At 45.3% G+C, this 14,215-nt stretch carries 13 protein-coding genes; 12 read left to right on the top strand and 1 reads right to left on the bottom strand.

The genetic code is table 11. The features are described from left to right. Positions 1 to 196 precede the first annotated feature (196 nt). From Q3W13_RS10890 to Q3W13_RS10855, 8 genes are all read left to right on the top strand, one after another. Positions 197 to 1,678 (top strand): glycine--tRNA ligase, encoded by a 1,482-nt coding sequence (locus Q3W13_RS10890; protein WP_302863688.1) that lies wholly within the window; start codon positions 197 to 199, stop codon positions 1,676 to 1,678. A 125-nt stretch (positions 1,679 to 1,803) separates the two neighbouring features. Continuing rightward, the gene (gene radC, locus Q3W13_RS10885) at positions 1,804 to 2,502 is read left to right on the top strand and encodes a DNA repair protein RadC (protein ID WP_302863686.1); all 699 of its coding nucleotides are present in this window, start codon (positions 1,804 to 1,806) and stop codon (positions 2,500 to 2,502) included. 107 nt (positions 2,503 to 2,609) lie between these two features. Beyond that, positions 2,610 to 2,822, top strand: coding sequence for a hypothetical protein (locus tag Q3W13_RS10880; RefSeq protein WP_302863685.1), 213 nt, complete (start codon positions 2,610 to 2,612; stop codon positions 2,820 to 2,822). Between the two features lie 164 nt (positions 2,823 to 2,986). Next, positions 2,987 to 5,386, top strand: coding sequence for a phenylalanine--tRNA ligase subunit beta (gene pheT / locus Q3W13_RS10875; RefSeq protein ID WP_302863683.1), 2,400 nt, complete (start codon positions 2,987 to 2,989; stop codon positions 5,384 to 5,386). Between the two features lie 169 nt (positions 5,387 to 5,555). After that, positions 5,556 to 5,843, top strand: a complete 288-nt coding sequence (locus tag Q3W13_RS10870) for a hypothetical protein (protein WP_302863681.1) — start codon at positions 5,556 to 5,558, stop codon at positions 5,841 to 5,843. A gap of 19 nt (positions 5,844 to 5,862) precedes the next feature. Beyond that, positions 5,863 to 6,156, top strand: coding sequence for a cell division protein ZapA (locus tag Q3W13_RS10865; RefSeq protein WP_302863679.1), 294 nt, complete (start codon positions 5,863 to 5,865; stop codon positions 6,154 to 6,156). A gap of 216 nt (positions 6,157 to 6,372) precedes the next feature. Beyond that, complete coding sequence (gene rny, locus Q3W13_RS10860; protein WP_302863678.1) at positions 6,373 to 7,938, top strand: ribonuclease Y; 1,566 nt, start codon at positions 6,373 to 6,375, stop codon at positions 7,936 to 7,938. Between the two features lie 130 nt (positions 7,939 to 8,068). Beyond that, the gene (locus tag Q3W13_RS10855; RefSeq protein ID WP_302863676.1) at positions 8,069 to 8,599 is read left to right on the top strand and encodes a hypothetical protein; all 531 of its coding nucleotides are present in this window, start codon (positions 8,069 to 8,071) and stop codon (positions 8,597 to 8,599) included. Between the two features lie 110 nt (positions 8,600 to 8,709). On the opposite strand, the gene Q3W13_RS10850 is transcribed toward Q3W13_RS10855, so the two are convergent. Beyond that, a complete protein-coding gene (locus Q3W13_RS10850; protein ID WP_302863673.1) occupies positions 8,710 to 10,464 on the bottom strand; it encodes a lysophospholipid acyltransferase family protein in 1,755 nt (584 codons plus the stop codon). Between the two features lie 71 nt (positions 10,465 to 10,535). On the opposite strand from Q3W13_RS10850, the gene Q3W13_RS10845 reads away from it, so the two are divergent. From Q3W13_RS10845 to Q3W13_RS10830, 4 genes are all read left to right on the top strand, one after another. Next, positions 10,536 to 11,408 carry a helix-hairpin-helix domain-containing protein gene (locus tag Q3W13_RS10845; RefSeq protein WP_302863672.1) on the top strand — a complete coding sequence of 291 codons (873 nt, stop codon included), beginning with the start codon at positions 10,536 to 10,538 and terminating at the stop codon, positions 11,406 to 11,408. Continuing rightward, complete coding sequence (locus Q3W13_RS10840; protein WP_302863671.1) at positions 11,405 to 11,932, top strand: adenine phosphoribosyltransferase; 528 nt, start codon at positions 11,405 to 11,407, stop codon at positions 11,930 to 11,932. Before Q3W13_RS10845 ends, Q3W13_RS10840 begins: the two co-directional genes overlap by 4 nt. Before the next feature lie 168 nt (positions 11,933 to 12,100). Further along, positions 12,101 to 13,273 carry an acyl-CoA dehydrogenase gene (locus Q3W13_RS10835; RefSeq protein ID WP_302863670.1) on the top strand — a complete coding sequence of 391 codons (1,173 nt, stop codon included), beginning with the start codon at positions 12,101 to 12,103 and terminating at the stop codon, positions 13,271 to 13,273. Between the two features lie 146 nt (positions 13,274 to 13,419). Next, a complete protein-coding gene (locus Q3W13_RS10830; RefSeq protein ID WP_302863668.1) occupies positions 13,420 to 14,118 on the top strand; it encodes a hypothetical protein in 699 nt (232 codons plus the stop codon). Positions 14,119 to 14,215 lie beyond the last annotated feature (97 nt).

The raw sequence follows: 14,215 nt of genomic DNA, 5'->3' as shown, positions 1-14,215 counted from the left end.
ATTTTTTTTGAGATAATGCGTGTCCGTCCGTTTGGGGGGTAAGACACCTAACGGACACCGGACGCTTTTTAATGCTGCCCAAAAGCGTCCGGATGTTTTATTTACGTCCGTCCCCTAAAAAAAACGGACACCTAAGGGGCGATTACTGGCTTTCCCGGCTTTCCGGCTTCCCCAAAAAACATATCTTTGCGCTATTATGAGTAAATCAACCGACGAACTTTTTAAAAACGTTATATCCCACGCCAAGGAATACGGCTTTGTATTTCAATCCAGCGAAATTTATGATGGCTTAAGCGCTGTGTACGACTACGGGCAAAATGGCTCGGAGCTGAAAAATAACATCAAAACCTATTGGTGGAAAGCTATGGTGCAGATGCATGAGAACATCGTAGGGATTGATTCTGCCATATTTATGCACCCCACCATCTGGAAGGCAAGCGGCCACGTTGACGGTTTTAGCGACCCGATGATAGATAATAAAGACAGCAAGAAGCGCTACCGTGCCGACCAGCTGTTAGAAGATAAAATTGAGCGTTACAGCAAGGACGGCAAAACCGAAAAAGCCGAAAAGCTGCAATATGATATGGATGAGGCGCTGAAAGGCGAAAATCTGGCACGCCTGCGTGAACTGATCATCGAGCATGAAATTGCCGACCCTATCAGCGGCACACGTAACTGGACAGAAGTACGCCAGTTTAACCTGATGTTCAGCACGCAGATGGGCGCCATTGCCGACGAGGCCGATGTGGTTTACCTTCGCCCCGAAACTGCGCAGGGTATATTTGTAAATTACCTTAACGTGCAGAAGTCGGGCAGGATGAAGATACCTTTTGGTATTGCGCAGATCGGCAAGGCGTTCCGTAACGAGGTGATCGCCCGTCAGTTCATCATCCGCATGCGCGAATTTGAGCAGATGGAGATGCAGTACTTTGTACGTCCCGGCACACAGCGCGAGTGGTTTGACAAATGGAAAGAAACCCGTTTAAAGTGGCATCTTGCTTTGGGTACTGCCCCTGAAAAATACCGTTACCACGAACACACCAAGCTGGCGTTTTATGCCGACGCTGCTTATGATATCGAGTTCGAATTCCCTTTCGGTTTTAAAGAGGTGGAAGGTATTCACAGTCGTACAAATTATGATTTAAGCCAGCACCAGAAGTTCAGCAACAAAAAGATGCAGTATTTTGACCCTGAGGTTGACCCGGAAACAGGCAAGCCTTATGGCAACTATATCCCTTACGTTATAGAAACTTCGATAGGTTTGGACAGGATGTTCCTGCTGACCATGATCAACGCTTACGAAGAAGAAGACCTGAGCACCGAAGAAAAACAGGACAGCCGCGTGGTATTGCGCCTGCACCCTTGTTTAGCCCCGGTGAAGGCTGCTATCTTCCCGCTCATCAAGAAAGACGGTCTGCCAGAGAAAGCCCGCCAGATAATGGACAGGCTGAAGGTTGATTTTAACCTGCAATACGAGGAGAAGGACGCCATCGGTAAACGCTACCGCCGCCAGGATGCTATCGGTACGCCGTTCTGTATCACGGTTGACCACCAGACGCTGGAAGACGACACCGTAACCATCCGCTATCGCGATACGATGCAGCAGGAGCGCGTTGCCGTTGCCGATCTGGACAAGATCATTGGCGATAAGGTAAGCTGGAAGAACCTTTTATCCTAATAAATTTTGTCATTGCTGTAAGGTACGAAGCAACCTCTTCGTCATGCATAATTCGCCATGCATAGCTACGAGGTTGCCGTGATTGTTCGTCGCTCGCAACGACAAAAGTTTTTTATATTGACCTCGTGAAACCTTACGAAACCAAAATCGGCATCAAATCATGGGCGGAGGCAGACCGGCCGCGCGAGAAGCTGAGCGGGCAGGGCAGGCGTGCCTTAACCGATGCGGAGCTGATTGCCATTTTGATAGGCTCGGGTAACCGTGATGAAACGGCAGTAGAGCTGAGCAGGCGCATCCTGCATCATTACGGCAACGATTTGAACAGGCTGGGCAAGGCGTCCATTGCAGAGCTGTCAAACTTTAAGGGCATCGGCGAAGCAAAAGCCATCTCCATTATAGCCGCGCTCGAAATAGGCAGGCGCAGAAACGAAACGGAAAGCCAGCCACCCGAACACATCAGCGGCAGCAAAGACATTTACCTGGTGATGAAACGCCACTTCATCGACCTTAATCATGAGGAGTTCTGGATATTGCTCACCAACCAGGCTAACAAGGTGATTGCGAAAGAACTGGTAAGCCGGGGCGGTTTAACCGCAACCATAGCCGACCCAAAAGTGATCTTCGGTTTAGCCCTGCAGCACCAGGCGACAAGCATTTTCCTTATCCATAATCATCCTTCGGGCAATTTAAAGCCAAGTCACGAGGATATTTATCTGACCAAAAAACTGGCGGATGCGGCCCGCCTGCTGGATATAAAGGTTCCTGACCACATTATTATCACCGATAACGGATTTTACAGCCTGGCGGATAACAGCCATTTTTAGGAATCAGTAAAGGCCGGAAAGTCAGTAAAGTCGGAAAGATTTTTTGGTTCAAAATTGGAAACAAGATAACCCGGAAACCGTTATCTTTAAACCAAAAAACAAAAGCTATGATAACTCCAGACGACAAAATACCTGTTAACGATTCGGACGAAAGCGAAGCAGACGACCAGCAAAGCCAAAAGGACATTCATTCCAACGGTTTGGATGATTTTGCTGAAGATGAGATCGGTGAGGACAATGCAGACCCTGATAAGCTACGCCAGGCTTATGATGCCTCGGAATCATCCTACACGCTTGATTTCGGCGATGATGATGAATAGGTAAAAGCTTAAAGGCGAAACGTTAAAGGTTTTGCAGGGCGCTTTTATAAAGCCTTTTGCCTTTCACCTTTCGCCTTTCACCTAAATTGTGCCTTTAACCTTTCACCTTTCGCCTTTTTCTTTCCGCTTCAAATCCTATCTTTGCCGATTATCACTTTGCAATAATGAAAATCTCATATAATTGGCTCAAAGAATTTATTGAAACAGATAAAACTCCCGCAGAGCTATCGGCCATATTAACCGGCACCGGTTTAGAGGTGGAGAGCCTGGAAAAGGTGCAGGCCATTCCCGGCGGGCTGGAGGGACTGGTGATCGGCTACGTAAAAGAGCGGATTCAACATCCCAATGCAGACAGGTTAAGCGTTACCAGGGTAGATGTTGGCAGCGGCGAAGACCTGCAAATTGTTTGCGGTGCGCCCAATGTGGCAGCCGGGCAAAAGGTGGTGGTGGCTACCGTTGGTACTACCGTTCATCCTTCTGCAGGCGAACCTTTTAAAATCAATAAATCAAAAATAAGGGGCGAGGTGTCTGAAGGCATGATCTGCGCAGAGGACGAAATTGGCCTGGGTACTGATCATGGCGGTATTATGGTGCTGGATGCTGATGCCGAAGTGGGTTCGCTGGCTAAAGATTACTTTAAAATAAACGACGATTACCTTTACGAGATAGGCCTGACGCCAAATCGTGCCGATGCAGCTTCGCATTTGGGTACGGCAAGAGATATTGCGGCTTTCCTGAAAATCGGGGTAAAAAAACCGGATGTCTCTGCATTTAAGGTGGATGATACCAGCCGTACTGTAAAAGTGGTGGTTGAAAACGAAGCCGCGTGCCCGAGATATTCGGGAGTGACTATTTCGGGTGTGGAGGTTAAGGAATCGCCGAAATGGCTGAAGGAAAGGCTGGCGGTTATCGGCATACGGGCAATCAATAATATTGTGGATGCGACCAACTATGTGCTGCATGAGTTAGGCCAGCCCTTGCATGCTTTTGATGCAGACGCCATCAAGGGCGATACGGTTATCGTAAAAAACTATCCCGAAGGAACGATATTCAAAACGTTGGATGAAGTTGAACGCAAACTAAGTGCGGACGATTTGATGATAGGCAATGCAGAAGCGCCGATGTGTATTGCAGGTGTTTTCGGTGGAGCGGATTCTGGTGTTAAGGCATCTACCAAAAATATCTTCCTGGAAAGCGCCTATTTCAATGCAGTGTCAGTTCGCAAAACATCTAAGCGTCATGGCCTTAAAACCGACGCCTCGTTCCGTTTTGAGCGTGGTACCGATCCGGATATGACGGTATTTGCCTTGAAGCGTGCTGCTTTGCTGATACAAGAGATCGCAGGCGGAAAGATCTCATCCGAAATTTCGGATAGCTACCCTAACCCGGTAGCGCCTTTCGAAATTGAGGTGACCTATAAAAATATTCACCGGCTTATCGGTAAGGAGATTCCGCATGGCGAGATAAAGTCTATCCTAACCGCACTGGATATTCAGATAGTTGGTGAAACAGGCGAGGGATTATCCTTAAAAGTACCTCCTTACCGCGTGGATATAACCCGCGAGGTGGATGTGGTTGAAGAGATATTGCGCATTTACGGCTATAATAATATCGAAATACCTACCCAGATCAGGGCATCGCTCAATACATCTGTAAGGCCAGAGAAAGATACGGTACAAAACCTGATCTCGGATATATTGACCGCCAACGGTTTTAACGAAATCATGTCTAACTCGCTGACCAAGTCGGCCTATTCGTCTGACCAGGATAAGGCTGTAAAAATTCTGAACCCATTGAGCAGCGATTTGGATGTAATGCGCCAAACACTGATCTACTCGGGCCTGGAAGCCATCGCTTATAATCAGAACCGTAAGAATGCCGATTTAAAGTTGTATGAGTTCGGCAAGGTTTACAGCCTGAATGAGGATAAATATACCGAAACGCAAAGGTTTGCGATATTCCTCTCTGGTACTGATAAGCAGGAGCAATGGAACCAGAAAGCAAACCCGGTATCGTTCTACAACCTGAAAGCAATTGCTGACGGAATTATCAGCAGGCTGAATATTGGCGACCTTACGCTGGAAGAATCCACCTGCAGCAAGCTGGCCTGGGGAATGCAATATAAGCGAAACGGTAAGCAGCTGGTTAAGTTTGGCAAGATAAGCCCGGAAGCGTTGAAAAAGACCGGTGTAGACAAAGATGTTTTCTGTGCCGATTTCAATTTTGATATGATACTGGCAGCGGTGCGTAAAAATAAGATCGTTTACCAGGATGTATCCAAATACCCATCAGTAAAGCGCGACCTTTCCATGCTGATTGATAAGTCGGTAACGTTCGGCCAGCTCAAACAGATAGCCGAACGGACGGAACGTAAGCTATTGCAGGAAGTAAGCGTGTTCGACGTGTATGAAGGCGATAAACTGCCTGCAGGAAAAAAATCGTATGCCTTGAGCTTTACTTTGCAGGATAACGAAAAAACCCTGACCGATAAGGCTATTGACAGCATTATGCAAAAGCTGATTTACAATTTGCAGAAAGAAGCTGGCGCGGAAGTGAGAAGGTAGGCGGATAGAGATTAGTTAATCAGAGCTCAGTTAAAGCGGATTGGTAAAGGGTAAATCGGCTTTTGAATTTCATGATTGATTTAAAAAACTATATTTGTGGTTAATAATTAATTAATATTATCAAATAAAAACTAATCTCTGGTCTCTGACCTCTAATCACTAAATTTCAATGCCTTTAGCAGAGCAATTAAATTCAATTGTAGAAAGAACGGAGCGCTTAATTGAGCTTTGTGCTGCTTTGCAGGAGGAAAATGATTTGCTCAAGCTGGAAAATCAGTCGCTTTCGGTAGCCCTGGATGCGAGCCGTGACAAGACAAAAGTGCTGGACGAAAAGCTTCGCGCACTTAAAATGGCGAAGTCGTTTTCGGAAACAAATGAAAAAAGTCTTGACATAAAGCAAAAAATTAACGAATTTGTGCAGGAAATAGACAAGTGTATTGTATTATTGAAGAAATAATACAAAGTGAATAGCTCAAATGGGAGAAATCTCAATTAAAATAAATATTGCTGACAGAGTTTACCCGTTACGGGTGAACATGGAAGAAGAAGAAATAATACGGCGTGCGGCCCGGCTGATAAATGAACGGATAAAGGAGTACCAGGAGAATTATGCAGTCAGGGATAAACAGGATCTGCTTTCGATGTGTGTGCTGCATTACGCCACGTCATCATTAAAAGCGGAATCGAAAGGGGCGGTAGAAGATACAGAGGTGACCGAAAAGGTTTATCAGTTGGATCATTTACTGTCTGAATTTTTTTCAAAGCAATAAACGTTCTTTACATAATTCAAGAGCAATTAAGATTTAACCGCAGTTAAATTTTAAGTTTCACTATTATAAACTTAACGCTTCAATATGAACGGGCCACAGAGAGGCATGCGTTAATCGTACGGTTAACGGTAACCCAAGGCTCGTAATGGAATGAGGTTTTAAATACATGAAGCTTAGAGATTAGTTGCGGTTTTTTTATATATACCAATTACAGACATGAGTACATTAATATACGTTCTTTTGGGCGTTTTTATAGGCGGCCTGCCGGGATTCCTAATCGGCCGCTTTTTATTGAAAAAGTTATTTAAAGACCAGGAGGCAGCTGCCCAGAACAAAGTCAAAAAAATACTGAAGGATGCTGAAAACGATGCAGAGATTCTTAAAAAGAATAAATTGCTGGAAGCAAAGGAACGCTTTTTACAGCTGAAAGCGGAACACGAGCAATACATCAATGAAAAAAATAATGCTATTAACCAGCGTGAGAATGGCATTAAACAAAAAGAGCAATCACTTAACCAGCGGCTGGAAAATCAGAACCGCAAAGAGAACGAGCTGGACAACATCCGTAAAAACCTGGAGCGCCAGACGGAGTTGGTAGCGAAGAAGCAGGAAGAAGTGGAGTCGCTTAAAAATTCGCACGTTCAGCAACTGGAAACCATTGCAGGCCTGTCGGCTGAAGATGCCAAAAATCAGTTGGTTGACAACCTGCGCGAGGAAGCCCGCAGCAAAGCAATGGCCCAGATAAAAGATATTGTTGACGAGGCTAAGTTAACAGCTACCAAAGAGGCTAAGAAGATAGTAATCCAAACTATACAGCGTACTGCTACAGAAGCGGCTATCGAGAATACAGTGTCCATCTTTAACATAGAAAACGACGAAATTAAAGGCCGTATCATCGGTCGCGAGGGTCGTAACATCCGTGCACTGGAGGCGGCTACCGGCATCGAAATTATTGTGGATGACACGCCGGAAGCTATCATCTTATCGGGTTTTGACCCTGTCCGCAGGGAGATTGCCCGTTTGGCTATGCACCGCCTGGTGACGGACGGACGCATACACCCGGCCCGAATAGAAGAGGTAGTTGCCAAAACCAAAAAGCAGATAGAAGAAGAAATTGTAGAGATAGGTGAGCGTACTGTAATTGATTTAGGTATCAACGGCCTTCATCCGGAACTGATCCGTATGGTAGGCAGGATGCGTTACCGTTCATCTTACGGTCAAAACCTGTTACAGCACTCGCGCGAGGTTGCTAATTTCTGTGCTACCATGGCTGCAGAATTAGGCCTGAATGTGAAGCTGGCTAAACGGGCAGGCTTACTGCACGACATCGGTAAAGTTCCTGATGACAACCCTGAGCTGCCGCACGCTATTCTGGGTATGCAATTGGCTGAGAAATATAAAGAACATCCGGAAGTTTGCAACGCCATTGGCGCCCACCACGACGAAGTAGAAATGACCTCGATGCTTTCACCGATAATCCAGGTTTGCGACGCTATTTCAGGCGCCCGTCCGGGAGCACGCCGCGAGGTGGTTGAAAGCTATATCAAACGTTTGAAAGAATTGGAAGATCTGGCATTGTCATATCCTGGCGTTGAGAAGACATTTGCTATCCAGGCCGGTCGTGAACTGCGTGTTGTAGTAGAAAGCGAAAAGATCAGCGATGCACAATCAGAAGTTTTAGCCGCCGATATATCAAACCGCATACAAACAGAGATGACCTACCCCGGACAGATAAAAGTAACCGTAATACGGGAAACGAGGTCTGTTGCGTTTGCGAAGTAATAGACAAATAAATTTGTCATTGCGAGGAGGAACGACCAAGCAACCTCGTCCGTATACATGGTTCGCCATATATATCGACGAGGTTGCTTCGCTATCGCTCGTAATGACATGGTTTCTTAAATTTTTCTAAGTGAGCAAATCCTCCAGCAAAAAGCCAAAACAATCGCAACCCGCAGTGCCGCTAAGCCCGGTGGATGCGCTTTTTTCAAAATATTCAGAAAACTATCAAACTCAATCGCAAAAGACAATCCATTGGGTTTGTGTGGTGGTTATTATATTTAGCCTGCTTGGCATAAGCTGGGCGGCACCTTTTCCGCACCTGGAGTTCTTAAAGAACTATAATGGTTTCTTCAACTGGTCGTCATTCCTGATAGCCGCGCTTATCTATTATTATTACCGGTTAATGCCAACGTTATCTTTTGTAATGTTTGTAGTGCTGTTTGTATTTGCTTACGGCATTACAAAAATGGCAGACTGGCAAAATGCGGGTGGGCCGCCTTTGCTGATTGTCAGTGCGGTGCTGTTTATTGCTGCTGCCGTACTGCAATTTAGCAGTCTGAGGCTAAAAGGCAGAACAACGTCATTTGGCGATTGGCTGAAGTTTATGATCATATCCCCGCTTTGGGTACTGCATTTCGTGTTTAGGAAGAAAGCGAACTAATAGTCTGAAAAACTTTGTCATTGCGAGGAACGAAGGAGTCCCGTCGGAAACTATAGCGGACGATGCATGTCGAATAGTTTGCTTCGATCGTTCCGCGCTCGCAAAACGGCTTATAGATTCTTACCCAACTTGTCCAAAATATCCTGTGGCACCTTTTCCAAATCAAGCACAAGGAAACCATCCAGGCAGTCGGCAAATTTAGGATCGATATTAAAGCTGATGATTTTAGCATTCAGGCCGATATATTGGCGCAAAAGAACCGGAACCTTCAGGCTGCGTGTCTCCACTTCTGATATCAGGTTATCCAATCCCTTGAAACTATTTTCGCCCTGCATCAGGAGTTCAGTATCGATAGTGCCTAAATCGACCTTGAACTTTTTGCGCGGACGAATATATTGCGCCATCTCCTCGTCGAAGTGATTGCGGTTGATATAATCCACGATCAGCGATTTGGAGAAATTAGAGAACGAGTTGCTGATACTCACCGGGCCGATAAGGTAACGATATCGCGGATTGTCGATTAAATATTTCAATATGCCTTTCCAGAGCAGGAAAAGCGGCAGGGGTTTTTGCTGATACTCCTTGCGTATCCAACTACGGCCAAGCTCTATGCTCTTTTTTAACACCGGCGTAAACTGTGTCTTTATTTTGAACAGCTCAGAAATATAAAATCCTTTTTTACCAATGCTGTAAAATATTTCATCGCCCAAACCTATACGATAGGCGCCTACTACCATTTTTGCATCCATATCCCAGATAAACAGGTGGTGATAATATATATCGTATTCGTCAAGGTCGATGGATTTATTGGTGCCTTCCCCGATTTCCCTGAAGGTGATTTCGCGCAGTCTGCCTATTTCGCGAATAGTACATGGGATCTGCGTGGTTGGCGCTATAAACACCTCATAGTTCTTTTCAGTCCACACCAGGTAATCCTCACGCAGGTTAGCAACTTCTTTTTCAAGAATATCCGCTGCAATAGGGGGGGCGATTTCCGCGGGTTGTTTTTTTATTTTAAACAGGTTGCGCGGATTGAATATTTTCTTTTCATCTTCCAGGCCGGTACCCAGCGCATAAGTACGGGCGCGCAGGTAATTCAGCAGCTTGCCCGTGTTGGTGTAGTCAGGTATGTCCTGTATGTTAATTGGCTTCCCGATCCTCAGCTTTATAGTATGGCCATGTTTGTTAAATAACTCCGAGGGCAATTTAGCTGTACGCAGGGCGGGATGTATCAGGCTTAGCAGGTTAAATAGTAAGCCATTGTTGCCATGAAAATAAATCGGAACTACCGGTACTTTAGCTTTCGCTATAATTTTACCCACAACAGGGTGCCACATACGGTCGGTAACTTCTTTCTTTTCCACTTTATAGGTTGAAACTTCCCCCGCCGGAAAAATGCCGATAGGCGTACCATTAGCCAGGAGCTCCAATGTGTTTTTTAAACCACTGATGCTGGATGAGTGTTCAACATTTTCGAACGGATTTACTGCGATAAAATAGTCGGCAAGATTAGGTATTTTTTTAAGCAGAAAATTTGCCATCAGTTTGGCATCCGGCCTAACCATGCAAAGCATTTTTAACAATACCATCCCTTCAATACCGCCATAAGGATGATTGGCAATGGCTATAAAAGCCCCATCCTTCGGAATATGACGCAGGTCGCGCTCATCATAATCTACATCTATACCGCAGCCTTCCAGTATTGCGTCCACAAATTCAGGACCTACCTTGGGTTGAGCCTTGGCAAACAGGTTGTTCACCTGGTTTATTTTCATTAATTCCATCAATATAGCCGCCAGTCCGGGCATTTTAAGCTTGTCCAGCTTGGTTGCCTTGGCGAACTCTTCTGTGGTAATTACTTTCATAGATATAGACTAAATCGCTATAGCGGTAAATATGCTGTAAAATTAGTTAATTTAACGCTGATAATTCCTTAATGAAAACGAGCCTGAAAAATTACTCTTCAATAACCAAAAAAGAATGGAACGGTTTGGTGATACTGGTTGTGTTAATCGCAGTGGTATTAGCGGCTCCGTATGCATATCAGCTGTTTCATAAAGATACAATTATCGATTTGAAAGATTTTGACAAAGCAGCTGCCCGGCTAAGTAAAGCTGGCCCCGCTTCAGGCTTTGATCCTGACAAGGAAAGATTGAAACCCGGTGCCGGGCAGGTAACAAGGCGGAAATTGGCTCCCTTCAATCCCAATCAGCTTACTTCCATTCAATGGCAGCAATTAGGCCTTACCGCACAACAAGCAGGCATAATAGAGCATTACAAAGATAAGGGCGGAAGATTTTACACTTCCGCAGATTTGAAGAAGATTTACGGTATTGCAGATTCGGACTACAGGCGACTGGAACCTTATATAGTTATTCCCGGACACGAAAACAGAAAATTGAAGCCCGGGGAGGTAATTGAGCTTAATACAGCAGATACCGCAGCACTTACACGGTTAACAGGCGTCGGCCCAGCCACGGCGGTGTTAATAGCACGGTATCGCGGTCGTTTAGGCGGCTTTAACCGTAAGGAGCAATTGAAGGAGATTTACGGGATTGATTCGGCAAGGTACGAAGAGATTGAAAAATACGTTTCGGTAAACCCTGGTAAAATAAGGAAGATTTTTATCAATACTATTTCGTTCGACCAGCTAAGATTATTCCCTTATCTAAGCTATAAGCAGGTGAACGCCATTATAGAGTACCGCAAGCAGCATGGCAACTATGCATCAATAGCTGATATGAAAAACATTGTGCTGCTTGATGACAAGATTTTGCGTAAAATTGAACCCTATATAAGTTTCCAATGATAGCATCTCAAATTAAATCCGCCATCCGCGATATTCCTGATTTCCCCAAACCCGGAATTATTTTTAAAGACATAACGCCCATATTAAAAGATCCGGCTTTGTGCGGAAAAATTGTCGATTCCTTTGCCGAACACTTAAAAGGTACCCGTATTGATGCCATCGCAGGCATTGAAAGTCGCGGCTTTTTATTCGGCGTATCGCTGGCGACCAAGTTAGGTGTGCCGTTTGTGCCAGTGCGCAAGGCAGGTAAACTGCCATTCAGCATCAAACAAAAAGCTTATAAACTTGAATACGGCACAGCCACCATCGAGATGCATATTGATGCCTTCGAACCCGGTCAGCATATTTTGATTCATGATGACTTACTGGCAACCGGTGGCACGGCCCTTGCGGCAGCCGAGCTGATTCGGGAAATGGGCGGTGTTGTGGCTGGTTTTTCATTTGTTGTTGAATTAGGCTTTTTGAAAGGCAGAGAAAGGATAACTAGTGTTTGTGATAAGGTAGTGGCGCTGGCGGAGTATTGATACACAAAGCATCGCTTTTCTACGAGGAATGAAATTTGGATTTATGAAAAATTACTCTTCAAACCCACAATTTATACCGTATACCCAAAACGTCCCCTTTCGTGCCGTTCAAAATAAAACTGTTACCTGAATAATTGCGTTACTTTGCCGGAAACCAATTATGTATTCATGGAATCTTTACTAACCGATAGCCCAGCCGGCTTTAATCTTACCATTGATGATAACCAGAAAATGATAGGCCAGATGGCCCGCGATTTCGCCGAAAAACATATCCGCCCCCACGTGATGGAATGGGACGAAACACAGCATTTTCCTGTGGATTTATTTAAGCAGTTGGGCGAGCTGGGTATGATGAGTGTTTTCGTACCGGAAGAATACGGTGGTTCCGGCTTCGGTTATTTTGAATATGTTACTGTGATCAGTGAAATTGCGAGGGTTTGTGGTGCTATAGGTTTATCCGTTGCTGCGCATAACTCATTATGTACCGGTCATATCCTTGCTTTTGGTAACGAGCAGCAAAAGCAGCGGTGGCTGCCCAAATTGGCTACTGCCGAATGGATAGGAGCATGGGGCTTAACGGAAGCCAACACCGGATCTGACGCTATGGGCATGAACACCACAGCAATTTTAGATGGCGATTATTACATAGTAAACGGCTCAAAAAATTGGATAACGCACGGAAAATCAGGCAATGTGGCTGTAGTTATGGTCAGGACAGGGGAGAAGGGCGATTCAAAAGGCATATCAGCCTTAGTTATAGAAAAAGGCACACCAGGTTTTACCCACGGAAAAAAGGAAAACAAGCTGGGCATGCGTGCCTCTGAGACTACTGAGCTTATATTTGATAATTGCCGCGTGCCGAAAGAAAACCTGCTGGGGCTTGAAGGTGAGGGTTTTAAACAGGCGATGAAGGTTTTAGACGGTGGCCGCATCTCTATTGCAGCGCTGGCATTAGGTATCGCCAAAGGTGCGTTTGAAGCAGCGGTTGCTTATTCAAAAGAGCGTAAACAATTCGGGCAGGCCATAAGCAATTTCCAGGGGATATCATTTAAGCTTGCTGATATGGCTACTGAAATAGAAGCCGCAGAGCTATTAATTATGCAGGCTGCAGATTTGAAGAACAGGCGCCAGCCGGTCACCAAGCAGTCAGCTATGGCTAAATATTATGCTTCGGAAGTGGCGGTGCGAACTGCTACAGAAGCGGTACAGATATTCGGCGGCTATGGTTATACCAAAGATTTTCCGGTTGAAAAGTATTACCGTGACGCTAAGTTGTGCACAATAGGCGAGGGGACGTCGGAGATACAAAAGATTGTGATAAGCAGGGAAGTGCTGAAATAGTTGACTAAGCTAATTCAATTTGGATTGACGTGATCAAGACGGACGGAGTGCCCGTGATTAAAATTGTAATCAAAGATTTGCATTAACTATAAAATGCTTAACTTTAATTACACAATTAATCATCACATCTGCCAAAATTTACCGTCATGAAAAAAGCAATCGCTCAATCCAGCCCCCGCCGCGGCTTTCTGAAAAAGTTTGTAGCTGGCGCGGCCACCTTAGGCGCCGGCATATTTGCCAATCCTGCTATAGTTTCTGCTGCTGAAAAGCTAGCTTCGCCCGATGTATCGGAAGCCGATGAGTGGTTCAAAAAGGTAAAGGGCAAGCATAGAATAATGTTTGATGTAACTGAACCTCACGGCATATTTCCGTTTGCCTGGCCCAGGATATTTTTGGCAAGCAATGGCATAACCGGCTCATCGCCAGAGCAATGCGGTGTAGTAGTGGTTTTGCGGCATAGCGGCGCTGCCTATGCGATGAATAACCAGCTTTGGGAAAAATATAAATTTGGAGAATTTTTTAAAATTAATGATGCCGAAGGCAAGTCGCCCGCCATTCACAATCCATTCTGGGAACCTAAGCCAGGGACTTATAAGGCGCCGGGCGTCGGCGAAATACAGATTGGTATAAACGAATTGCAGGCCAGTGGCGTTATGTTTTGCGTGTGCGACATGGCTTTGACCGCACTGAGCGCAACATTTGCTCAAAAGCTAAATCAGGACGCAGCCGCAATTAAAAAGGAATGGCTCGACGGTTTGCTGCCGGGTGTTCAGCCGGTGCCATCGGGTGTTTGGGCGGTTGGGCGTGCGCAGGAGCATGGGTGTGCTTATTGTTTCGCAAGTTAAATCCCGGGCCTTAATGGTATGCGATTTATAAGTTGTTCAACCTGATTTCACTTAACCAACCAATTGAATATTTACACTTTTATATTCAAAAACAAAT

The sequence above is a fragment of the Mucilaginibacter sp. L3T2-6 genome (assembly GCF_030519355.1).
In the GTDB taxonomy this organism is placed as follows: domain Bacteria; phylum Bacteroidota; class Bacteroidia; order Sphingobacteriales; family Sphingobacteriaceae; genus Mucilaginibacter.
This window is presented reverse-complemented; position numbering and strand designations above follow the sequence as displayed.